At 61.8% G+C, this 21,506-nt stretch carries 22 protein-coding genes; 11 read left to right on the forward strand and 11 right to left on the reverse strand.

Features of this window, described 5'->3' with window-relative positions:
- Positions 1-522: 522 nt before the first annotated feature.
- Both MJ8_RS08595 and MJ8_RS08600 read left to right on the forward strand, forming a co-directional pair.
- Entirely contained in the window at positions 523-2,637 is a 2,115-nt protein-coding gene (locus MJ8_RS08595) for a catalase (RefSeq protein ID WP_201413984.1), read from the forward strand.
- Between the two features lie 249 nt (positions 2,638-2,886).
- Positions 2,887-3,150: a hypothetical protein gene (locus MJ8_RS08600; protein WP_201413985.1), complete on the forward strand. Its 264-nt coding sequence runs from the start codon at positions 2,887-2,889 to the stop codon at positions 3,148-3,150.
- Positions 3,151-3,168: 18 nt separating this feature from the next.
- On the opposite strand, the gene MJ8_RS08605 is transcribed toward MJ8_RS08600, so the two are convergent.
- The 4 genes from MJ8_RS08605 to MJ8_RS08620 all read right to left on the reverse strand — a co-directional run bounded on the left by MJ8_RS08605 (position 3,169) and on the right by MJ8_RS08620 (position 5,566).
- A complete protein-coding gene (locus MJ8_RS08605) occupies positions 3,169-3,381 on the reverse strand; it encodes a hypothetical protein (RefSeq protein WP_201413986.1) in 213 nt (70 codons plus the stop codon).
- A 49-nt stretch (positions 3,382-3,430) separates the two neighbouring features.
- Positions 3,431-4,030, reverse strand: a complete 600-nt coding sequence (locus MJ8_RS08610; RefSeq protein WP_201413987.1) for a hypothetical protein — start codon at positions 4,028-4,030, stop codon at positions 3,431-3,433.
- 14 nt (positions 4,031-4,044) lie between these two features.
- Positions 4,045-4,773 carry a DUF4142 domain-containing protein gene (locus tag MJ8_RS08615; protein ID WP_201413988.1) on the reverse strand — a complete coding sequence of 243 codons (729 nt, stop codon included), beginning with the start codon at positions 4,771-4,773 and terminating at the stop codon, positions 4,045-4,047.
- Between the two features lie 280 nt (positions 4,774-5,053).
- The gene (locus tag MJ8_RS08620; protein ID WP_201415359.1) at positions 5,054-5,566 is read right to left on the reverse strand and encodes a ferritin-like domain-containing protein; all 513 of its coding nucleotides are present in this window, start codon (positions 5,564-5,566) and stop codon (positions 5,054-5,056) included.
- A gap of 288 nt (positions 5,567-5,854) precedes the next feature.
- On the opposite strand from MJ8_RS08620, the gene MJ8_RS08625 reads away from it, so the two are divergent.
- The 3 genes from MJ8_RS08625 to MJ8_RS08635 all read left to right on the forward strand — a co-directional run bounded on the left by MJ8_RS08625 (position 5,855) and on the right by MJ8_RS08635 (position 7,877).
- Positions 5,855-6,010, forward strand: a complete 156-nt coding sequence (locus MJ8_RS08625; protein WP_201413989.1) for a hypothetical protein — start codon at positions 5,855-5,857, stop codon at positions 6,008-6,010.
- A gap of 12 nt (positions 6,011-6,022) precedes the next feature.
- Entirely contained in the window at positions 6,023-6,619 is a 597-nt protein-coding gene (locus MJ8_RS08630; RefSeq protein WP_225248195.1) for a cysteine hydrolase family protein, read from the forward strand.
- Positions 6,620-6,953: 334 nt separating this feature from the next.
- The gene (locus MJ8_RS08635; protein WP_201415361.1) at positions 6,954-7,877 is read left to right on the forward strand and encodes a hypothetical protein; all 924 of its coding nucleotides are present in this window, start codon (positions 6,954-6,956) and stop codon (positions 7,875-7,877) included.
- 96 nt (positions 7,878-7,973) lie between these two features.
- Here MJ8_RS08635 and MJ8_RS08640 read toward each other — a convergent pair whose 3' ends face one another.
- The 3 genes from MJ8_RS08640 to MJ8_RS08650 all read right to left on the reverse strand — a co-directional run bounded on the left by MJ8_RS08640 (position 7,974) and on the right by MJ8_RS08650 (position 10,472).
- Positions 7,974-9,044, reverse strand: a complete 1,071-nt coding sequence (locus tag MJ8_RS08640) for a sensor histidine kinase (RefSeq protein ID WP_201413990.1) — start codon at positions 9,042-9,044, stop codon at positions 7,974-7,976.
- On the reverse strand, positions 9,044-9,787 hold the full coding sequence (locus MJ8_RS08645; protein ID WP_201413991.1) for a Crp/Fnr family transcriptional regulator: 744 nt from the start codon (positions 9,785-9,787) through the stop codon (positions 9,044-9,046). Before MJ8_RS08645 ends, MJ8_RS08640 begins: the two co-directional genes overlap by 1 nt.
- A 466-nt stretch (positions 9,788-10,253) precedes the next feature.
- Positions 10,254-10,472: a hypothetical protein gene (locus MJ8_RS08650; RefSeq protein ID WP_201413992.1), complete on the reverse strand. Its 219-nt coding sequence runs from the start codon at positions 10,470-10,472 to the stop codon at positions 10,254-10,256.
- A 789-nt stretch (positions 10,473-11,261) separates the two neighbouring features.
- Between MJ8_RS08650 and MJ8_RS08655 the strand changes: the two genes are divergently transcribed.
- Complete coding sequence (locus MJ8_RS08655) at positions 11,262-11,636, forward strand: hypothetical protein (protein ID WP_201413993.1); 375 nt, start codon at positions 11,262-11,264, stop codon at positions 11,634-11,636.
- A gap of 196 nt (positions 11,637-11,832) precedes the next feature.
- On the opposite strand, the gene MJ8_RS08660 is transcribed toward MJ8_RS08655, so the two are convergent.
- The 4 genes from MJ8_RS08660 to MJ8_RS08675 form a co-directional block, all read right to left on the reverse strand.
- Positions 11,833-12,354 carry a gamma-glutamylcyclotransferase family protein gene (locus MJ8_RS08660; RefSeq protein WP_225248196.1) on the reverse strand — a complete coding sequence of 174 codons (522 nt, stop codon included), beginning with the start codon at positions 12,352-12,354 and terminating at the stop codon, positions 11,833-11,835.
- Entirely contained in the window at positions 12,284-12,496 is a 213-nt protein-coding gene (locus MJ8_RS08665; RefSeq protein WP_201413994.1) for a hypothetical protein, read from the reverse strand. Before MJ8_RS08665 ends, MJ8_RS08660 begins: the two co-directional genes overlap by 71 nt.
- Complete coding sequence (locus MJ8_RS08670) at positions 12,493-14,799, reverse strand: FdhF/YdeP family oxidoreductase (protein ID WP_201413995.1); 2,307 nt, start codon at positions 14,797-14,799, stop codon at positions 12,493-12,495. Before MJ8_RS08670 ends, MJ8_RS08665 begins: the two co-directional genes overlap by 4 nt.
- Before the next feature lie 233 nt (positions 14,800-15,032).
- Positions 15,033-15,314, reverse strand: coding sequence for a hypothetical protein (locus tag MJ8_RS08675; protein ID WP_225248197.1), 282 nt, complete (start codon positions 15,312-15,314; stop codon positions 15,033-15,035).
- 158 nt (positions 15,315-15,472) lie between these two features.
- On the opposite strand from MJ8_RS08675, the gene MJ8_RS08680 reads away from it, so the two are divergent.
- The 5 genes from MJ8_RS08680 (at position 15,473) to MJ8_RS08700 (ending at position 21,505) form a co-directional block, all read left to right on the forward strand.
- The gene (locus tag MJ8_RS08680; protein ID WP_201413996.1) at positions 15,473-15,613 is read left to right on the forward strand and encodes a hypothetical protein; all 141 of its coding nucleotides are present in this window, start codon (positions 15,473-15,475) and stop codon (positions 15,611-15,613) included.
- 401 nt (positions 15,614-16,014) lie between these two features.
- Entirely contained in the window at positions 16,015-16,671 is a 657-nt protein-coding gene (locus MJ8_RS08685; RefSeq protein ID WP_225248198.1) for a cytochrome c3 family protein, read from the forward strand.
- The gene (locus MJ8_RS08690) at positions 16,655-19,630 is read left to right on the forward strand and encodes a TAT-variant-translocated molybdopterin oxidoreductase (RefSeq protein WP_201413998.1); all 2,976 of its coding nucleotides are present in this window, start codon (positions 16,655-16,657) and stop codon (positions 19,628-19,630) included. The genes MJ8_RS08685 and MJ8_RS08690 overlap by 17 nt, the downstream gene beginning before the upstream one ends.
- Complete coding sequence (gene nrfD, locus MJ8_RS08695; RefSeq protein WP_201413999.1) at positions 19,623-20,981, forward strand: NrfD/PsrC family molybdoenzyme membrane anchor subunit; 1,359 nt, start codon at positions 19,623-19,625, stop codon at positions 20,979-20,981. Before MJ8_RS08690 ends, nrfD begins: the two co-directional genes overlap by 8 nt.
- Complete coding sequence (locus MJ8_RS08700) at positions 20,978-21,505, forward strand: DUF3341 domain-containing protein (RefSeq protein WP_201414000.1); 528 nt, start codon at positions 20,978-20,980, stop codon at positions 21,503-21,505. The genes nrfD and MJ8_RS08700 overlap by 4 nt, the downstream gene beginning before the upstream one ends.
- The last annotated feature ends 1 nt before the right edge of the window (position 21,506 follow it).

Consider the following 21,506-nt stretch of genomic DNA (forward strand, 5'->3'; position numbering starts at 1 on the left):
GATCGGAACAGGAACTGTCCGAGACAACAAAGCCAGAACGCGAGACGATCGTCGCGTTGGAGATGCTGATAGTCGAGGACGCGCCTTCTCGAATGCTGGAATTGGCGCGAAAGCTCGACGCCGCGATTGCGTTGCATGCGCAAAAGTCCCGTCCGAATTGACTTTCAACTGACGACGTCGCGTGGCGACATCGCGCCAACCCGGAACAATTAGGGCGGGCATCTGTTCGCCTGTGAAGACTTGCATGGGCAATCGGATGAAGAGCCTCATTCAAAGCCTGATGGCCGAGTTCCTGCCGCGCTGGTTGCGCCGAAAATCTCGCAACCCGGCGCCGAGAGAGGTGCTCGCTCGCGCATCCTTGCGAGCGGCGCCAAACCGTTCCCGGGCAAGCGGAACGGGGGAAGGGTCGGACGCCGTTCCGAGATAGCTCAAGCCAGGGTCTGCCCCGCCGTACCGGCTGGAACATTCGCCCCGATTGCTCGTTCGGCAACATCATTTCAGCGAGCACAAGGGACACCGATTATGCCGAAAAAAGCTTCGCCGGCCGACGCTACAGCCGTGGCCGAGATTCATGACCAGAAACTTGTCCGCGGCAATGGCGGCGAACTGCATCAGACGGCCGAAGGCGATGCCGAGGTCTTGACGACTGCGCTTGGAACTCCGGTTTCCGATGATCACAACACGCTCAAGATCGGCGAACGCGGTCCGACGCTGATCGAGGATTTTCATTTCCGCGAAAAGATCTTCCATTTCGATCATGAGCGCATCCCCGAGCGCGTAGTCCACGCGCGCGGCTACGGCGCCCACGGCTTCTTCGAGACGTACGAGTCACTCGCAAAGTACACCAAAGCAGACATCTTCCAGCGGCCCGGCGAGAAGACCCCGGCCTTCGTTCGTTTCTCGACCGTCGCCGGCAGCAAAGGGTCGTTCGATCTGGCGCGGGATGTACGGGGCTTCGCCGTGAAGCTCTACACCAAGGAAGGCAACTGGGACCTCGTCGGCAACAACATCCCGGTTTTCTTCATCCAGGATGCGATCAGGTTTCCGGATATGGTGCATGCCGTTAAAGAGGAGCCGGACCGGGCTTTTCCGCAGGCGCAATCCGCGCATGACAATTTCTGGGATTTCATATCGCTCACGCCGGAATCGATGCACATGATCATGTGGATCATGTCCGACCGCGCCATTCCCCGCTCCTTCCGGTTTATGCAGGGCTTCGGCGTGCACACATTCCGTCTCGTCAATGCCAAGGACGAATCGACCTTCGTCAAGTTCATCTGGAAACCGAAGCTGGGCATGCAGTCGGTGGTCTGGAACGAGGCCGTGAAGATCAACGGCGCGGATCCCGATTTCCACCGCCGCGATCTCTGGAACGCCATCCAATCCGGCGATTTTCCGGAATGGGAGCTGTGCGTGCAGCTCTTCGACCAGGATTTCGCCGACAGTTTCGACTTCGACATTCTCGATCCCACCAAGATCATTCCAGAGGAGGTCATCGAACCGTTGCCGGTCGGGCGCCTTGTTCTCGATCGGATGCCGGAGAACTTCTTCGCCGAGACCGAGCAGGTCGCCTTCATGACGCAGAACGTGCCGCCGGGCATCGACTTCTCGAACGATCCCCTGCTGCAGGGACGCAACTTCTCCTATCTCGACACGCAGCTCAAACGCCTGGGCAGCCCCAACTTCACCCACCTTCCCATCAACGCGCCGAAATGTCCGTTCCATCATTTCCAGCAGGATGGCCACATGGCGATGCGCAACCCGGCCGGCCGCGCCAACTATGAGCCGAATTCCTGGGGCGAGGGACCGCGCGAGGCGCCTAAGCGGGGCTTCCGCTCTTTCGCCGATGCGGAGGAAGGACAGAAGGTCCGGTTGCGGGCGGAGAGCTTCGCCGATCACTACAGCCAGGCCCGGCAGTTCTTCATCAGCCAGACCGAGCCCGAGCAGCGTCACATAGCAATGGCTTTGACGTTCGAACTGAGCAAAGTCGAGACGCCGGTCATCCGCGAGCGGATGGTCTCCCATCTGCTCAACATCGACGAGACGCTGGCGACAACGGTTGCCGACAAGCTCGGCATCAAGACCATGCCGGCGCCCGCCGACGCGGCTGTGCCGACACGCGACGATCTCGAGCCATCGCCTGCGCTCAGCATCATCAACAACGGGCCGGACAGCTTCAAGGGCCGCAAGATCGGCGTGCTCGTCAGCGACGGCATCGATCCCGGCCTTCTGCAGGCGATAGGGGATGCGGCGCAAGCGGAAGGCGCCAAGGTGGAAATCGTGGCAGCCCGGGTGGGCGGTGTCGAGGCTGGCGACGGCAGCTGGATCGAAGCCAACCACATGATCGACGGCGGACCGTCGGTTCTCTTCGACGCGGTCGTGCTGCTCGTTTCCGAGGAAGGCGCCGAGATGCTGTCCAGGGATGCTGCCGCGAAGGACTTCGTGTCCGACGCCTTTGCGCATCTGAAGTTCATCGGCTTCGTCGCGGATGCCGGGCCTCTTCTGGCAAGCGCCGGGGTAGCGGCCGATGCGGACGAGGGGCTCATCGAGCTCACAGACGGCGGTTCCGCACGCTCGTTCGTCGAGGCTTGCCGCAAGCTGCGGCTATGGGCGAGGGAAGGTGCCGTCAAGCTCTGACGCTTTCATCCGAAACCCAGGTCTTTTGCCGGAACATTTGGAGCGCATGCCGGTTCGAAAGAAGATCGCCCTCCCTCCAGCGATCCGGGTCCCATCAAGGCCCATGGCCCGTTGCCGCAGCAGGCAACGGGCCTTCTTCGTATCCGGATATTCCATTGCGGCGAGCCTCCCGAAACAGGGCGCAATGGGAACAAGCGGGATGTCTTCCGGGTTTCGTTCGAGAGAGGAAACCGTCTACAGGAGGCCGCGATGAGCGAGGCTATGACGACCTCAAATCACGAAGTGATCCGAGCATGGATCGAGGCGCGCGAAGGCAGGCCTGCCGTCGTCGCAGCGCCGGGAAAGGCCGCGACGCTGCGGGTCGATTTCGGCGCGAGCGATGAAGATCTTACGCCGGTAGAATGGGAAGATTTCTTCAAAGTCCTGGACGACAACAACTTGGCGTTCGTTCACCAGGACATGACCCCGGAAGGCAGCATCAGCCACTTCAACAAATTCGTTCCGCGCGAATAGGAGCCGGGACATCCCCAGTTACTGAACGCCCGGCATCTTGCTGGCGTCCCGAGGGTTCTTGGTGACGCCGGCGGCCGGCGAGGTGTCCTGCGGCGCATTCCCGCCCTGGTTTTGTTCGGGTGTGCGTTTGAGGGGTGCTGTTTGCCAGCCGTTGCCGACATAGACGAAGGTCCAGTAACAAAGCGCCATGACCACCAGCAGCAGCAGAAGCGGCAAAAGCACCCGTTTCATGCCGAACTCATGATGGGCTTTGCTGTTGCACCGCAGGCGCCGACGACGCTCATGCTTCCCGCCGTCGCGCGGCCTCGCGCTCGACATCCTCGGCCGAATAGTCGCCGGCAGCCGGGTCGAAGGCTGCCCATCCGCCCGCCTGGTATTCGCTGCGGCGGTCGGCGATGTTGACCGACGCGGAGCTGCGAAGAACTTCCTGGGCTTCCGAGGCCAGGTCGTCCTCGACGCGAGCCGTCACCAGCGTGCCGCCGCGGCGGACGCCTTCGGCATAGACATGCGCATCTTCCTCCGGCACTCCGGCATCCGTCAGGCTGCCGATGATGCCACCCGCGGCGCCGCCCACAATCGCTCCGGCGACAGCGCCCGCGGCTGTTGCCGCCAGCCAGCCAGCCGCGACCACCGGCCCGACGCCCGGTATTGCCATGGCGCCCAGGCCCGTTGCCAGGCCGCCGGCGCCACCCACGACCGCGCCGATGCCGGCGCCGCTCGCGGCGTCTTCGGCGGCCGGGGATTGCGTGTTTCGGTACCAGCCACGGGCGTTGTTGGCCATGATGCTTATATCGGATGGCGGGACGCCTGTGGACTCCAGCGCGCCCACGGCGTCAGCGGCGTCGTCATAGTCGTCGAACAGCGCGGTGATCGTTTGCATGTCGGTTCTCCTATCTATTGTTGGCCGGCAAAGACGTTGCCCTGATAGTCGAGCGCAACGGAGGTGCCCTTGCCGTCCTTCGTCGCCTGGCCGCGCCAGACGCCTTGTTCGTCCTTGGCGAGTGCCGAGACGTCCGCATAGCCGGCATCCTGGATGCGCTTTTTCGCCTGCGCTTCGGTGAAGCTGTTCGCGCCGGGGACAGGAGCGGGTGGCTTGGGCGTCGATGCCGATTTGACCGCCGGCATGCCCGCGCTGGCGCCGGCGATCTTCTCGATCATGTCCTGATGCATCTTCAACGTCGGCAGCGTCTCCGCCGCGAAAGATTTGAGGGCGGGATTGTCTCCATCCTTGGCGTACGCCTCGAACAGGCCGACTGCGTCCGCATGCGCCTTGCGCTGCATCTCGACATAGGGCTGGTCCAGTGAGGCCGTCGTGCCCTGCAAGCGTTCCAGATCGCTCTTATGCTCGGCGTCGGATTGCGTCGGTACCTGCAACTTCTGCTCGCCGGCGATCTTCTGCAGCTTGGCGTTCGCGGCGCCGTGATCGGCAATCATCCGCTTGGCGAAATCCTTGATCTGCTGATCCTTCGCGTTGTCCTGCGCGATCTTGCTCGAATCCACTTCGAACATTCCGCCGATTGCTGCCTTGTTGACGAAGGTCTGCGCGTCGTCTGCAGCGAAGGCCGGAAGGGCAAGCATCAACGCGGCGGCGGTCAATGGAATAAGCAATATCGGCTTGCTCATAGTCCCTGGCTCCTTTGCTCCTTGGTGGGGCCGAACCGCCATTGCGGGCCTTTGTTCCCGGATAGGCTGTTGGCGGTCCCCGCAAAAAATGAAACCCGCCAGGCCGTGACCTGGCGGGTTCATCATCGATGGACAAGTGCGGCGGCACGCTAGTCCCACCCGCGCTCAGGCATTTGGCTGGCGCGGTCAGGCACCCCAGCTCTTCGAGCATCGCCGTGTCTTCAAGAAGAATAAAACCATTCGACCTGAGACGCGTGACGCTTTCAAAAAACCAGGCGCGTCAGGCAGCCTCCGCCGCCACGTTGACCGCTCCTTCGGCAAGCTCGGTGAGCGCGGCGTCCGTCTCTTTCTCCTCGTTGAGTGTCTTGTCGAGCAAGGTGACCGCTTCGGTCAGGCCGAGTTCCTGCGCCCATGTCTTGAGCGTGCCGTAACGCGAGATCTCGTAGTGCTCCACTGCCTGGGCGGCCGCCAGCAGACCAGCGTCAAGCGACGGCGAACCCTTATATTCTTCCATGATCTCGGCGCCTTCCTCGGTGATCCCCATGATGGCCGCGCAAGTCTTGCCCGCGGGCTTCTTGTCGATGACGTCGAAGACTTCCTCAAGGCGCGCAACATGTTCCTCGGTTTGGTCGCGGTGCTTTTCGAACGCTGCTTTCAGTGCCTCGTCCTGAGCTGCCTTGGCCATCTTCGGCAGTGTGGTCAGGATCTTCTTCTCGGCGAAATAGATGTCCTTGAGCGTGTCGTGAAAGAGTTCATTGAGACCTTTTTTCGAGTCTGATTTTCTTGCCGGCATAATGCGCCCTCCTGGTGAGTGTTGATGGCAACCAACTTCATGCCGGGCGACTTGTTCCACATAAAATTTTTCTCGCATGGGAAGCCGAAACATCATTTGTAGTTGCGCGCGGCAAGAGGCCCCCGCCGCCGCAAGCTCTCCTGTCGAAAAGCGCGGCAGATGCCCGGCTGGATGGAACGGATAGCTCCCGATCGAGTTAGCGGCAGACAAGTGATCGGGACATTCACAATGGAATCTACTGCCGAAAATCTCTCACCCGAAATCGCCGAGCGGGAACGGTGCGCGGCCATGGCCGAGGCGCAGGCGATGGAATTCGAGCGCAACAAGATGTATCCGATCGCACGGGCAATGCGCGCCTTGGCCCGCCGCATCAAAGAGTCCACCCTGTCGCGGGATTTCGATACGCGAACTGCTTCTCGCGATATCGGACGCGCCGCGGTTTAATGGCAAAGTACTTTGGCAGCGCTCTCACCGATCTCGGCGAAGGCCGTCCATATTTGCGTAGACATGCAGCAGATGTTCACGCCGCCAGGCCCTTGGGCGGTCGAATGGCTGCCAATGATCCTGCCACAGGTCCACAGGCTGGTGCGCAAGCGACCTGAAGCCACGATCTTCACCCGGTTCATCCCCGCGCGGAATCCGGGAGAGGGCCACGGCCAATGGAAGCAGTATTATGAGCATTGGGCCGACATGACGATTGCAAGAGCCGGCAAGGAGATGGTCGAACTTCTGCCCGAGCTTGCCATCTACATCCCGCCAGCGCGTCTGTTCGACAAGCCGATCTATTCACCCTGGCTGAGCGGCGAACTGGCTCGCGTGCTTCAATCCGAAGGCGTTGAGGAGATCATCGTCAGCGGCGGCGAGGCCGATATGTGCGTCCTGGCGACTCTGCTTGGCGCCATTGATCTGGGCTATCGAACCATCCTTGCGGAGGATGCCATCTGCAGCACGTCCGATGAGGCCTACGAAAACATCCTGAAGCTCTTCACCAAGCGCTACTCCCATCATGTCGAGGTGGCGCCGGTGGAGGCCATTCTTGAATGCTGGCATTGACCGCACGGAGATGTCGACACCGGCATTTTTGCCGGGATCGCTCGTTGGTTCTGCGAGAAATCTCACTGCAAGCTCAGTTTGGTCGGCGACCGCGCACATCGCGTCCCGATGCGCGGGCTCGGGCCGCAAGCGTCCGATCGAGCCCGCCCGCTCATCCTTCACCGGCGGGCTCTGTTCGTCGGTGGAACGAAAGCCGAATCCGGGAATTACATACAGGCATCTGAACATTATTTGCAGGAGGAAGAAATGGGACGAGGTATTCTGCTCTGGCTGCTTGGCGTTCCGATCCCGATCATTATCCTTTTGATGCTTTTCGCCCGTTAGGAGCCTGATGATGACCAATGCCTTTTCCGCGGCCGATGAACCAGCCGCGATCGAAACGTCGAGTTCAGCGGTCAGTTGGGGTCCCATTGTGGCCGGTGCTTTTGCGGCAGCCACCCTTACGGTCATCCTGATGCTCGTCGGCTCCGGGCTTGGGCTGACCATGATGTCGCCCTGGGGCAACAGCGCCTCCCTGACGACATTTGCGGTCTCGACCGCGATCTGGCTCGTCGTCGTGCAATGGCTCTCATCCGCGCTGGGCGGCTATATCGCCGGCCGGCTTCGCACCAAATGGGTCAACGTCCACACCGACGAGGTGTATTTCCGTGATACCGCGCATGGCTTCCTCGCTTGGGCCTTGGCTACCTTGCTGGTGGCGACCGTTCTTGGTTCGGCGATATCGGGGATTGTCGGCGCAGGCGCACAGGCCACGACCGGCTTGTTGAGCGGCGCCGCCGCCGGCGCGGCTTCGCAGGCCTCGTCGGCGCAGTCGCCATCCGCCAACGACCTGGCCGGATACTTCGTCGATTCACTGTTCCGGCCGGCCGACAACGCAGCGGCTGCGGCGCCTCCCGCAGCTGGCGCGCCCCAGAACAACGCGGACATCGCGGCCCAGGCATCGCGGATACTTGCGGTCGGCGCCGCGAACGGGGAAATGAGCGCGGACGACAAGGCTTATCTCGCCCGCCTGGTAGCGTTGCGCACGGGTCTTCCACAAGCTGATGCGCAGAAGCGCGTCGACGACGTCCTGGCGCGGGTCGAGGACGCCAAGAACAAGGCCAAGGCGGCTGCCGATAAGGCTCGCAAGGCAAGCGCCACGACTGCGCTGGTCGGCGCTTTGTCTCTGGTGATCGGCGCCTTCATCGCATCCGTCGCCGGAGTGCTTGGTGGCCGTCAGAGGGATGAGGACGAGGCTCGCTTTTTGCAAACCGGCTGATGGTATCGCCACATCTGGGCCATTCCAGGAAAGTGTGAGCCGCTTCCCTTTCAGTGCATTGGCAGCGCGGCAATTCAGCCCCGATAATCCGTGGTGCTACTGGATGCCGATGGCCTCGAGCGGTATGACCGCTATGAAATTGAGACCGCTCGGAGCGATCCGCAAGTCCACCGTCGCTCCGAGTTCGTAAGGCAAGGTGTGCTCCAGCACCTCAAGGCCGAAGCCGCGCCGCTCAGCGGGCCTGAAATCATGAGGACTGCTTTCGGTCCATGCGAAGCGAAGCGTGTCTTCTTCCAACTGCCATTCGATGTCGGTGCGGCCCGCGCGACTTGAAAGTGCTCCGTACTTCAGTGCATTCGTCGCCAATTCGTGAATGACCAGCCCCATTGTCTCGGCGGCCTTCGGCGCCAGAGCCACGGGCGGGCCTTTGATCGTCAGGTTCTCGCCTTCCCGGCCCCCTGCGGCGCGCAATTCTTCCGCGACGATCGACGCCAGATTGATGCTGATGGACGGGCGGCGCGTGATGGCTGCCTGCACGCGGGCGAAAGCGTTGATGCGGCCCTCCAGATGAGCCGCCGCCTCGTCCAGCGACTGGCTCTTTTCCATCGTACGCCGAATGATCGAACGGATGACGGCCAGCGTGTTACGCACATGATGCTGCAATTCAGCGAAGCGCGCCTGCTGCCGATCCTCGGCTTCCCGCTGACGCGTGATGTCCTGGCCGACGCCGCCGATATGGGCGACCTTTCCCGTTTCATCGCGCATCGGAAAATCCGCATCGCGCAGCCAGCGTATCTCGTTGTCGGCCGGCCGGCATATGCGATATTCGAAGGTTGCGCGTTCGCCCTCGCGGATGCGCTCGATCTGGCCCAGCACATGCTCGCGATCTTCGGGTACGATAAGATCGATCCAAGTGGCGAAGTTGTCGCCCGCCAAGGCCTGTTCACGGCTCATCCCGTAAATGGCATCGAAGGCGGGCGTCAAGTATTCCCACTGCAGCGTCTCGGCGTTGCGGATCCATAATACGTCCGAGGCGGCCTCTCCGAAATCCCGCAGGTTCTCCTCGCTCTCTCGCAGTCGAGCCTCCGCACGCGCATGCTCGCGCATGGCCGCCTTGACATCGGCCAGGCCGCGTTCAAGCGGCTTCTTGGGCGGGCCCTTGGACATCACTCCTCATTGGCATCGAGATGCCTGCCTTCGCGATTGAGATGCAGATAGTTGGGATTGAAAAGGGCGACGTCCTGCAATGCCTGGAGATCGGGAATGGTGAGCGTCCTGTCCTTCAGCACAATAAGGTTCGAAGCACGCAACTCCTGCAGCGTCCGATTGACGTGGACCGTCGACATGCCCAGCGTCTCGCCCAACTCCGTCTGCGTCAACGGAAATTCGCAACTGCTGTTGGTTGTGCAGCCGGCAGCTTCCAGCCGAATGAACAACTCGCATAAGAGATGCGCCATCCGCTCCAACGCATCGCGCTGGCCGAGGTTGACCGTCCACTCGCGCTGGATGGCAGCGGCGACGAGCGATTCCCACCACAGTGCCTGGGTGATGCGCGGATACCCGATCGTCATCTCGTCGAAGGCCGCGCGCGAAATTTCCGAAATGACGACCGGCGTGATGGCGCCGATCGAGTGGTCCATTTCCTTGAGGATGAAGACGTTGAGATCGCACAGATCGCCGGGGAGGAAAAACGCAATGATCTGCCGGCGCCCGTCTTCGAGGGTCTTATAGCGGCAAGCCCAGCCCTCGTTGATCAGGTTGATGAATTCAGGCTTCTCGCCTTCGTGGATAATGTCTTCTCGGGCGGAGAAGCGCCGGACGCGTTGCGCCGAGATTTTGACCAGCATCTCCTTGTCGGCATGCGAGAGCCGGGTGAATTTCTCGAGCTTGCGGATCAGAGGTCGCCTCATCCTTATCCTCTTGTCCCGTGATACACAGAATGATCCGGCAATGACCTTACCTATGTTAATGTCGAGCATGGGCAGCGACTCCCCTCAAGGGAGGCAGACCCGTGGATAAGAAGGTCGCCGGTGCTCTGTCCTCGGGATGGAAGAGGAGTATTCTGCCACAGGATATCACCAAAGCGCTCGCTGCGCTCGGTCTGCCCTCTCGCGACCGGCAATGAAGCGATGGAATTGTCGGTCGGATAGCGTCGAGGCCGGCATCCTCAATCTGGACCTCACCGGAACCGTCGACTTTGCCGCCACGGACGAATTGCCGCGACGGGGCTGCAACTGGTTTTCGCACCGGCTACGGCGCGAAAGTCACAGGCTTGAAAGAGCCCTTGCGATCCCACGGAACTGGCGCGTCACATATCGAAAAATGACACGCCGGCCATTGGCCGGCGCTTTCCGACGCTGAACGTTCGTCGCCGGGTCAGATGCTCATCAAGTCGAAGCTCACCGCATGGCCGTGCTTTACGGCCGATCGCGCAATCATGTTGCTCAATTGCGGGCTCTCGATCGAGCAATCCGGCATCACCGTCAAGATGGCACGAGTGGCCGCGGCCACCGACACCGGCGAGCGGTGCGAGGGGCGCGTTTCCATGTTATGTTCGATGAGTTCGTTGAGCCGCACAGGATGATATTTGATCACGCCGCAACCTCCCTAAGCTGCGCTTTTACAGTCTTGCAGTTGATAATTGCGCTCGGCTTCGCGGCCACGCATTAACCCATGAGAGGAAGGCGAAAATTCTTTGGAAGCTTCGGCGCGGCACGGGTCCGATCGGCAGAAAGGGCCCGCCTCGCCTGGGGGTAGAGTTAGGCGGGCCCTCCGGCTCGCTATGGTTGCCATCGTTGGTTAAGCCGGGGTTGAAATCTATCCGAACCGGAAAGAGTCGCTTTAACCTGAGTTACTGTTCGGAGGCCTGTGCCGAGCGCAGACATCTTCAGCGACGCGGGCGGACCCGGTTGAAAGGGCGCCTGGGCTCACCCGCAATACGCTCTGCCGAGCAATAAGAAGAACAAAATGATCTCCGCTCCGAACGCTATGGCTTTTTCACGGCTGTCGCGCGTCAGCTGTGTCCGATCCGGCAGTGGCGATCAAGGATATCGTCCCGTCGTTTTACGAAGATCTCCATGAGGGCGAACCCTGTCCGCCGGCGTTGATCGAGGCCTTCAGGCAGGCGTTGCGGGATCCGGAGCGCGAGGAAACGGACGCAAGTGCTGTCTGAGTATGCGCCGCCATTGAGATTTCGCGACGCTGAGCCATATTCCTTTCCGCTCCGAAATGGATCGGCCACTGAAATTCGTGATGCCAGTATTGGAGCGGGAGGCTGGATTGCGGAAAGATGACAAAGGAGTCATCCGCCGCGTCAATTTGGCGGTCGCCCAGAGGCAGCAAAAACGCTCCTAGGGTGACACGGTGTTTGGAGGAGCACTGGCTATGATGGGAGGACCTGATCTCGGCGGCCGCACTGTGCTGGTCGTGGAGGACGAATATTACATCGCCGTCGAGGCGGCGCGGGCGTTGCGATGCGCCGGCGCCGAAGTCATCGGGCCATGTCCGTCCGATCGGGCTGCAAGGGCTGAACTCGAAGAGCGGCGCCCGCATGCGGTGCTGCTCGATATCAATCTCGGCCCCGGGCCGTCATTCAGCCTGGCCGATTCCCTCAAGGATATCGGTGTCCCGTTCGTTTTCATCACCGGCTACGATGAGGAGGTGATTCCCGACCGGTTCGACGACATCGAACGGCTGCAGAAGCCGGTACAACTCCGGCAAATCGTCGGCGCCATTTCCAAGGCGCTGGGAGACGCTTAAATGCAATAAGCAGCCTTTGGCGTTTTTGGATGGCTGCCTGAGATCGACAGCGGCTTTGGAAGCCTCTGTCCGCTCTGGCGAAATGCTCAAGCCGTCGACATCAACAGCCTATGTCAAGGCGGTGCCGCAAATCAGGGGGCAACGTGGATCTGGCCTTTGTGCCTCACCTAGGCCACGCCCGGACTGCACTCTTGTGTCACGGACGACATGGCGGGCCGGGCTGTGCCGGGTCCTCCCGGATGAAACGCCGGTCCTCGTAGCGGTCGAGCAATCCGGAGTGGATCGGATCGGCAAGGCTGCGAGACTTCATATAGACATGTGCCAGCGTGCTAGGCCGGCCTACGGCAGGATCGATCTCGATCAGGATGCGAAAGTTCCCGGGCTTGCCGATTGACTCGATGCTATCCAGCTTCGCCAGGACGCATTCATCCACGGTATAAAGCTCGCCGCTGACATGAAAGCCGCACCCGGGCTCATTGAACATCATCGGGGCGAAGCGCGGCCCTGCGATCAGCATCGGATATCGCTGTTTGGTTCGGCACAGACCGACAAATCGCGCGCCCGACATGCCTTCATCGTGGAGCGGAAAGCCTCTTTTCAAAGTGCCGAACACGAACACGTTCTCGGCCGTCGGTCGGCTGGACATCTCAATTGACGGACTGTGACAGGCGGCGAAGCCTGTCGCGCTCATCGAGATGCGCGCGTTGGTTTTGCTCAAGCAAATCCAGGAAGTGAATGGCCTCGCCGGCCGGCAAACCCTTGGCTTCCAGATCGGAGATGATCGTGCGTTGACGGCGGATATGCCGTTGCCCGACACGGACATGCCTTTCAGCCACACGGATTTCGTCGGCAAGGGTCATCCAGGGATGACCACCCGAACCGGAACCGATTTCGCCGCCGGCACATGGGCTTTTTCGGCTCGGTGCCAAAGCGGGATGAGGGGATTGAGTTCCGGATAGTAACCCGCGCAATCTCCGGGCGGGATTGAGTAGCGCGTCACACGCAGGCCGCGCACGCGACGCTCGACACCGTCGGTTGCCGCGGACTCCAGATCAACCATTTCTCCTTCATGGAGTCCCAGCCGTTCGATGTCGTGCTCGTTCATGAGCACCACCATCCGCGTCCCGTCGATGCCGCGAAGGCGATCGTGGTAGCCGTAGATGGTGGTGTTGAACTGATCGTTGGACCGAACCGTGATCAGCGTCAGCACGTCCGATTGTGAGACGTCGATGTCGGGATCCGTCTCCAGCATCGTCGGCGGCTTGAAGTTGGCCTTCTTGTTCGGTGTCTGCCACACGCGCTTGGAAGCCTTGATGTCGCGATGAAAGCCCCCTGGCATCAGGAAGCGTCTGTTGAAGTCCTTGAAATGGTCCGGGAAGCAACGTTCGATCTCATTCCTCACGCGCGAATAGTCGGCCACCCACTCATCCCATGGGATCGAGCTCTTTCCAGGCACCGTAGCCTTCGCAAGCTCGGCGATGATCTTTGGCTCGGAGAGCAGTTTGGGTCCCGCCGGCGGGCGATAGCCGAAGGAACCATGGATGCAGGCGGTGGAATCCTCCATCGAGACATGCTGCTCGCCGGTAGCCTGCAAATCCTTCTCGATCCGTGAAAGGCAGGGCAGCAGATAGGTGACGGCTCCCGGTATCAGGTGACTGCGGTTGAGCTTCGTGGCGATCTGGACATGCAATCTGAGGTGCCGCCAGGCGTCTTCGACAAGTCCGGTTTCCGGAACGGCCCGAACGAAATTGCCGCCCAGACCGATGAATGCCTTGACCGAACCGTCGATCACGCCTTCGCATGTCTCGACGGTATCGCGGCCCTTCTCGCGCGGCGGCTCGAACTTGTAGAATTCGGCAAACTTGTCGAGCGGGACAAGTTCCGGCTTTTCGGAGATGCCGACGGTCCGTTGGCCCTGCACGTTGGAGTGGCCGCGAAGCGGCGAGACACCGGCGCCCGGTTTGCCGATATTGCCGCGCATCAGGAGCAGATTGCAAAGCATGTGGACGTTCTCGGTCCCGTGCCGGTGCTGTGTCAGGCCCATGCCGTAATTGCCGATGACCGCCGAGGCCCTGCTGTAGATTTCGGCCACATGCTCGAGATCGGCGCGCGTGATGCCCGAGCGCGCTTCGATCTTTTCCCAGGACGTGCGCCGCAGATACGCCTCGAACGCATAGAAGCCGTGCGTGTGCTCCTCGATAAAAGCCGTGTCGAGGACGCGCGGCGCGCCGGCCTGCTTCGCCGCGTCGTCGAGCGCCAGAACTGCCTTCGCAATACCGGTCATGGCGGCGATGTCGCCCCCGCCGCGAATCTGGAAGAAGTCGCTCGACATCCTGGTGCCGGGCCCCGGCGAAAGCATTTCAAACGGGTCCTGCGGATTCTTGAATCGCTTTAGCCCGCGCTCCGGCAGCGGATTGAAGGTGATGACGGGTATGCCGCGCTGGCGCGCTTCCTCGATCGGATGAAGCAGCCGCGGGGCGCTGACGCCGGTGTTGTGGCCGAAGAAGAACATCAGGTCGCAATGGCTGAAATCCTCCAGTTGCACGGTTCCCACGGGCGAGCCGATGGATTCGGGCAGGCCGACCGAAGTCGACTCGTGACACATGTTGGACGAGTCCGGCAGGTTGCACGAGCCGTAGATGCGCGCGAACAGCTGATACATGAACGATGCCTCGAGTGAGGCGCGGCCCGAGGTGTAGAACACGACCGATTTCGGATCGAGCTTACGGAGCTCTTCGCCGATGTCGCGGAACGCGGCCTCCCACGAGACCGGTTCATATTTGTCGCTGACTTCGTTGTAGCGCATCGGCTCGACCAGCCGGCCCTGCTTTTCAAGATCGTGATCAGGCCAGTCCAGCAGTTCGTTGACGGAGTGGGCGGCGAAGAATTCCGGGCCGCAGCGCCGTTTGGTCTGGTCCCAGATCGTCGCCTTGGCGCCGTTCTCGCAGAATTCGAACGGCCGTGGCTCGGCGGGCTTCGCCCAGGAGCAGGAGACGCACATATAGCCGTCGGCCTTGTTCTGCTTGAGCAGCGTGCTCCAGATGCCGGACATCAGCAGCCCTTCGCCGCGTGCCTTGCGGATCAAGGACTTCAGCGATCCCCACCCGCCGGTTGGATGGTTGTATTTGCGGATTTCGACATGGTCGGTGGTGGAGGGATTCATGGTGGAACTCGGCTGGCTATCGCTTGGATGTTCAACCTTTCGGGGGGCAGTATGTTCCGCCGCACCGAGAGGGCGGCGGTGAGGTGCGGCTTTGCGCGAAATGAAGCCGCCAGGCGTGCTCAAGCCGCCACCGAATGGTGGGCGGTCTCCATTCCGACAGCGGAACAGTCGACCCTTTCACCGGTGGCGCATCGCCGGCGCGCCTGCTTGCGGAGCACAGTACCGGTCGCCTTCTAGACCTCGTCGAAGCGGCTACCTTCCTTGGACGGGTCCCTCGACAGGACGCGTTCTTCTTCGTCATCAGGCAACGCTTCATCGCTGTCCTGGAAGGGGTTGTCGTCATCCTCTTCCGGGAGGTCGCCTTCCGCTTCGGCATCATCCTGCGGGTCGCCGTTGACTGCGACGCTGTCAGGCAGGATTCTGCCGCCCTCCAGAGCATCCCAGTCCTGCTGTTCGATGGTCGGCGCTCCGGTTTCGCCGGTCTTTGCAGGCCGCTGTTTGTCGCGCGGGTCCATAGCGTTCTCCATTGCTGACTTCGAGTGAAGAACCTTTCGCCGAAACAGTTGTTCCGCTTGCTATGCTTCGGCTGATCCTGGCCTCCACCTCGTCGGCATGCGGGGCGAGGCCGACAAGTTCCGTGCGCCATTCGGCGTCGGTCCCGAATGTCGCCGGCATGCCGGCCATGATCCTTTCGCTGACGCGCTGCGGCTGCGAAAATTTTCGCACTGCGCCGCTATCGGCGGCTAAGTCGCTCTTGGAACTGTTCTTTCCCACGCCGGTTTGGGTATCGAAGCCCGATCTGATCCGCGCCTGACCCAGCCTGAGACAGAGAGACGTCCATGTTTCACATCGGCATATGGATGCTGGTCGTTGCCGGCGTTCCGGTGGTTCTGATCTTGGTCTGGATGTATTCCCTCGCCAGGCGCCGAAGCGCACGAGCGCGCAACAGAAGGCGGCCGGGGAATGGACCACATGGCGGCCGGATGAGCTAGCGGTTCCAAGCATTGCATAAAGCCTGCGGCCTCCGCACAATCACCCTTGGCCAAAGCATAGGTGATGACCTCGTCGCCGACCCTTGGTTGCGGATCAAGTCGAGACCCGCCGTCGCTAACGGTCACCATTCTGTGATTCAAGCGTCCGCTCGGAACCTTGGCGGCGAAAGCACCGTTAAGGGCCGTCAACTCTGAGTTTGCCTTCAGCAGAATCGGCGAGGGGATGCCGCAGATCTTCTCGAAAAACGCCAATGGCGTTGCGCGCTTTGTCATCTGGGGAAGTTGTGCCGCTCTGCTGATCGCCGCCGCGATCGGGACAATTCTGCCCCGTTCAGACCTTGTAACGGGAGTAGGTGAGCCATTGGCGCAACCGGTGCCGTTCAGTCACAAGCACCATGTCGGCCAGCTCGGCATCGACTGCCGCTATTGCCACAACGGCGTCGAGACGTCCTCTTCGGCGGGTCTGCCCGCCACCGAAGTTTGCATGACCTGCCATTCGCAGCTTTTCACCAACGCCAACATGCTGGCGCCGGTGCGCGCAAGCCTGGCCAGCGGCAAGCCGATCGAATGGCAGCGCGTCAACAGCGTGCCCGACTTCGTGTTCTTCAACCACGCGATCCACGTCAACAAAGGCGTAGCCTGCGAGACCTGCCATGGCGCGGTCGATGACATGCCGCTGACGCGGCGTGCGCATACACTGAGCATGGAATGGTGCCTCGGCTGTCATCGCAATCCCGGACCCAATCTGCGTCCGCCGCAGGACGTGTTTCTGATGCACTGGCAACCGCCTGCGGACATCGATGAGATCAGGCGGCAACTGATCGGCATGCTCGACATCCATCCAGAGACGATGACGGATTGCTATGTCTGCCATCGCTGAAAGAGGGCCAAGTTTCGGCATCGACGTCGCGGCCCTGCGCAAACAACTTGCAAGCGGTCACGAGATGTGGCGCAGCCTCGACGAGATTGCCGGCACGGCCGAGTTCCGCCGTTTCGTCGAGACCGAGTTCCCGGCAATCGCGGAACGCCTGCCGGCAAGGCCAAACCGGCGCACGCTCCTGAAGCTGATGGGCGCCTCGCTGTCGCTTGCGGGGTTGGCGGCCTGCAGCAAGGCGGAAAGCATCGTGCCCTATGTGCGCCAGCCGGAAATACTCATTCCCGGCAAGCCCGTTTACTACGCGACCACATTGTCCAGCGATGGCTTCGGCATCGGCGCGATCGTTGAAAGCCATGAAGGGCGGCCGACCAAGATCGAGGGCAATCCGGACCATCCGGCAGCGCGCGGCGCGACCGACGCCGTGATGCAGGCAGCGGTGCTGACGCTGTTCGATCCCGACCGCTCGCGCACGCCTCTCAAGGATGGTCAGCCGGCATCCTATGGCGACTTCCTCAAGGACATGGCGGGGCTCTTTTCGCGATGGATGGCGTCGCAAGGGCAGGGCGGCGCGTTGCTTCTCGATGCCTCCACGTCGCCTACGCTCCTGGCCCAGATCGACGCGCTGCGGGCACGCTATCCGAAACTTAAAATCTACCGCCACGACCCGTTGGCGATACCGGCGGCGGCAGATGCGTCACGTGCACTGTTCGGGTCGGCACTGACACCGGTCTACCGCTTCGATCGTGCCGAAACGATTGTCAGTCTCGATGCCGATTTCCTCGGCGAGGGGCCGGGCCGGCTGGCTTACGCGCGTGACTTCGCTGCGCGCCGACGTGTGCGCAGCCCGAACGACCGGATGAGCCGGCTCTATGCGGTGGAATCGACGCCGACAATCACCGGGGCCGCTGCCGATCATCGGCTTGCGATCAAGCCAAGCGGGGCCGAAGCCGTGGCCGCCGGATTGAACGCGGCGTTGACCGGTCAAACCGGGGGGGCCGGCTCGCCGATCGATCCGGCCTGGATGGCGGCGTTGGTCGACGACCTGAAGGCGGCAGGTCGCAACGCGTTGGTCATTGCGGGAGCGCATCAGAGTGCCTTCGTTCAAGCCGCAGCTTTGTCTGCCAATGCGAAGCTTGGCGCGCTCGGCAACACGGTCGAGCTGATCGAGCCGCCGGATGCATTGCAGGTCGATGGCGATCTGGCCATGCTGCATGAGGCAATCGGCGATGGCGCGATCGACACGGTCGTGGTGCTGGGCGCAAATCCGCTGCATACGGCCACAACGAGGCTCGATGCGCATAAGGCGTTCTCCAGCCTGAAGCTGCTGGTCCATCACGGACTCTACCGCGACGAGACGACATTCCTGGCGCACTGGCATGTGCCTTTGGCGCATGAGCTCGAGAGCTGGAGCGACGTGCGCGCTTATGATGGCACCGCCTCGCTGGTGCAGCCGTTGATCAGGCCGCTTTACGACGGCAAGACCGTGCATGAGCTGCTTGCCGTGCTTGGTGGCCAGTTCGAGACCGATCCGCTGTCGCTCGTCAGGCAACATTGGGCAGCACTCGATGACGATGCCTGGAAGATGGCGTTGCGTGCCGGTGTTCTACCGGACAGCCCTGCCAAGCCAGTATCGGTCACCGTGCCACCGGACCTGGGCGGCCTGAGACCCGCCGCCAACGCTGCCGATGGCTTCGAAATACGCTTCGTCGCCGATCCATGGCTGCGCGATGGCCGTTTTGCCAACACCTCGTGGCTGCAGGAACTGCCGCGGCCACTGACCAAGATCGTCTGGGGCAATGCAGCGCTCGTCTCGCCCACGACTGCCGAGCGATTGAAAATCGAAAACGGCAAGATCATCAACGTCGCATTGAACGGCGCGGACATCGATGCGCCGGCGTGGATCGTGCCCGGGCATCCGGACGAGAGCGTGACGCTCTCCTTCGGTTTCGGGCGCCAGGCCGGTTCCGTTGCCGCGTTGGCGGAAGGCTATGACGCATTCCGTTTGCGCAGCGGAGCGGAATGGGTAGGGACCGGTGCTGCGATTACGCCGCGCGAGAACAGCGTGCGGGTCATCACCACACAGCACCACCAGGCGATGGAGGGACGCGCGATCATTCGCCATGCTTCGCTCGATGCCTTCCGGCGGAACCCGGATTTCGTGCGCAAGGACGCGCCGCCGGCGCCGACGGAATCGCTCTATCCCGATTGGCGTTACGACCAGGAAGCCTGGGCGATGGCGATCGATCTTTCGGCCTGCATCGGCTGCATGGCGTGCGTTGCGGCTTGTCAGGCGGAGAACAACATCGCGCCGGTCGGGCCGGAGGAATGCGAGCGCGGCCACGAGATGCATTGGCTGCGGGTTGACCGTTATTATGCCGGGCCGCTCGACGCGCCCGAGACCTTCTTCCAGCCGGTGCCCTGCATGCATTGCGAGAAGGCGCCCTGCGAAGTGGTGTGCCCGGTCAACGCCACGATGCATACGCATGACGGGCTGAACGCGCAGGTCTATAACCGCTGTATCGGCACGCGCTATTGCTCGCAGAACTGCCCCTACAAGGTGCGGCGCTTCAACTTCCTCGACCACCAACCCTTCGATAAGGACGACGCGGGTCCGGAACAGGGCGTGCACAATCCGAACGTCAGCGTGCGCTCGCGCGGCGTGATGGAGAAATGCACTTACTGCGTCCAGCGCATCAGCGCCAAGCGCATCCAGGCGCAGATCGAAAATCGCGACATCGCCGATGGCGAAGTGGTCACCGCCTGCCAACAGGCCTGTCCGACCCAGGCCATCACTTTTGGTGATCGCAACAGGAAAAACGCAAAGGTCGTTCGGGAGAAAAGCGCGCCGCAGAATTACGCGCTGCTGGAGGAGCTGAACACACGGCCGCGCACCACCTATCTCGGCAAGATCTCCAATCCGAACGGCAGGCTTGCCATGCCCGGCGAGGCGAGCGATGGCTGAAGCGAGCGCGAACAGCCCGGCCGTCCTGCGTGGCCGCCACGATTTTCCCGAGATCAGCGGGCGCATCGGCTCGATCGTGCTCAGCGGCCGCCTGCCACGGCATTTCTGGACCGCGTTCTTCCTCTGCTTTCTGCTCGTGCTGCTCTTCCTCTACTCGATCACCTATCTGATCGCGGTCGGCGTCGGCGCTTACGGCATCGATATCCCGGTGGCCTGGGGTACCATGATCTCCAATTTCGTCTGGTGGATCGGCATCGGCCATGCCGGCACGCTGATCTCGGCGGTGCTGCTTTTGCTGCGCCAGCCATGGCGGGCCTCGATCAACCGCTTTGCCGAAGCCATGACGCTGTTTGCCGTCGCCATGGCCGGCTTGTTCCCCATCCTGCATCTTGGACGCCCGTGGTTCTTCTACTGGCTGCTGCCGCTGCCCAATGTGCATATGCACTGGCCGCAATGGCGCAGCCCGCTGGTCTGGGATTTCGCGGCGATCGCCACCTACGCGACCGTCTCGCTGCTGTTCTGGTATTTGGGCCTTCTGCCCGACTTGGCGGTGCTGCGCGACCGTGCAATGTCGAGGCCGGCGCAGCTCTTCTATGGCATTTTGGCGCTCGGCTGGCGCGGCTCGGCATTCCATTGGTCACGCTACAGGATAGTCTATTTCCTGCTTGCTGCCCTGGCCACGCCGCTCGTCATCTCGGTGCATTCGATCGTCTCGCTCGATTTCACCTTCGCGATCACGCCCGGCTACCACTCGACGATCTTCCCGCCTTATTTCGTCGCCGGTGCGCTGCTCTCCGGCTTCGCCATGGTGCTCACCATCGCCATTCCGCTGCGCTGGGCGTTTTCGGTCCAGGATATGATCACGCTCAGGCACATGGACAATGCCGCCAAGCTGATGATCGCCGCCGGCATGGTCGTGGCCTATGGCTATGTCTCGGAAGCATTCTTCGCCTGGTATTCAGGCGAGCCCTATGAACGCGCCATGATGGCAGAGCGCGCGCTAGGTCCGTATTCGCCGTTGTTCTGGACGATGCTCGGCCTGAATTGCGGTGTGCTGCAACTGCTTTGGTTCAGGCGCATCCGCCGCAACATGCCGCTGCTGTTTGCGATCGCCATTGCCATCAACATCGGCATGTGGATAGAGCGCTACATCATCGTCGTGACAGGGCCGAGCCGCGATTACCTGCCATCCGCATGGGGCGAGCAGTCGCTGACCTGGCTCGATTTCGGCATCCTGTTCGGCTCGATCGGCACTTTCTTCGCGCTTGTCTTCCTGTTCATCCGCATCCTGCCGGCGATCACCATATTCGAGGTCGAGGAATTGGCCGAGGAGGAGGGCAAGCTCAGATGAGCCTCTACGGTATCCTGGCGGCGTTTGCCGATCCCGAAGCGCTCGTTGCGGCGGCGCGCGGCATGCGCGAGCGTGGCTATCGTCGCATGGATGCGTTCTCGCCGTTTCCGATGAAGGAACTGGATGTGATATTGGAGATCCCCAAGACGCGCCTGCCCTGGGCCGTGCTCGCCGGCGGTATTGCCGGTGCTGCTCTCGTCTATGCGCTGATCTGGTATTCGGTCGAAATCGACTACCCTATCAATGTCGGCGGGCGGCCGCTGCATTCCTGGCCGCCTTTCGTCGTCATCGCCTTCGAGGCCGGCATCCTCGGCGCAGCCTTCGCCGGCTTTCTCGGCCTGCTCGCGGCCAACGGGCTGCCTCGCTACCATCATCCGATCTTCAACGCCGAGAGCTTCAGCTATGCGCGTGGAGGCAAGTTCTATCTACTGATCGAAGCGGCGGATCCGAAGTACCGCAAGGGCGTGACCAAGGGGCAACTGACGCGGCTCGGCGCCGAGGTCGTCGAGGAGGTCGAGGCGTGAG

Source organism: Mesorhizobium sp. J8 (assembly GCF_016591715.1).
Classification (GTDB): Bacteria; Pseudomonadota; Alphaproteobacteria; order Rhizobiales; family Rhizobiaceae; genus Mesorhizobium.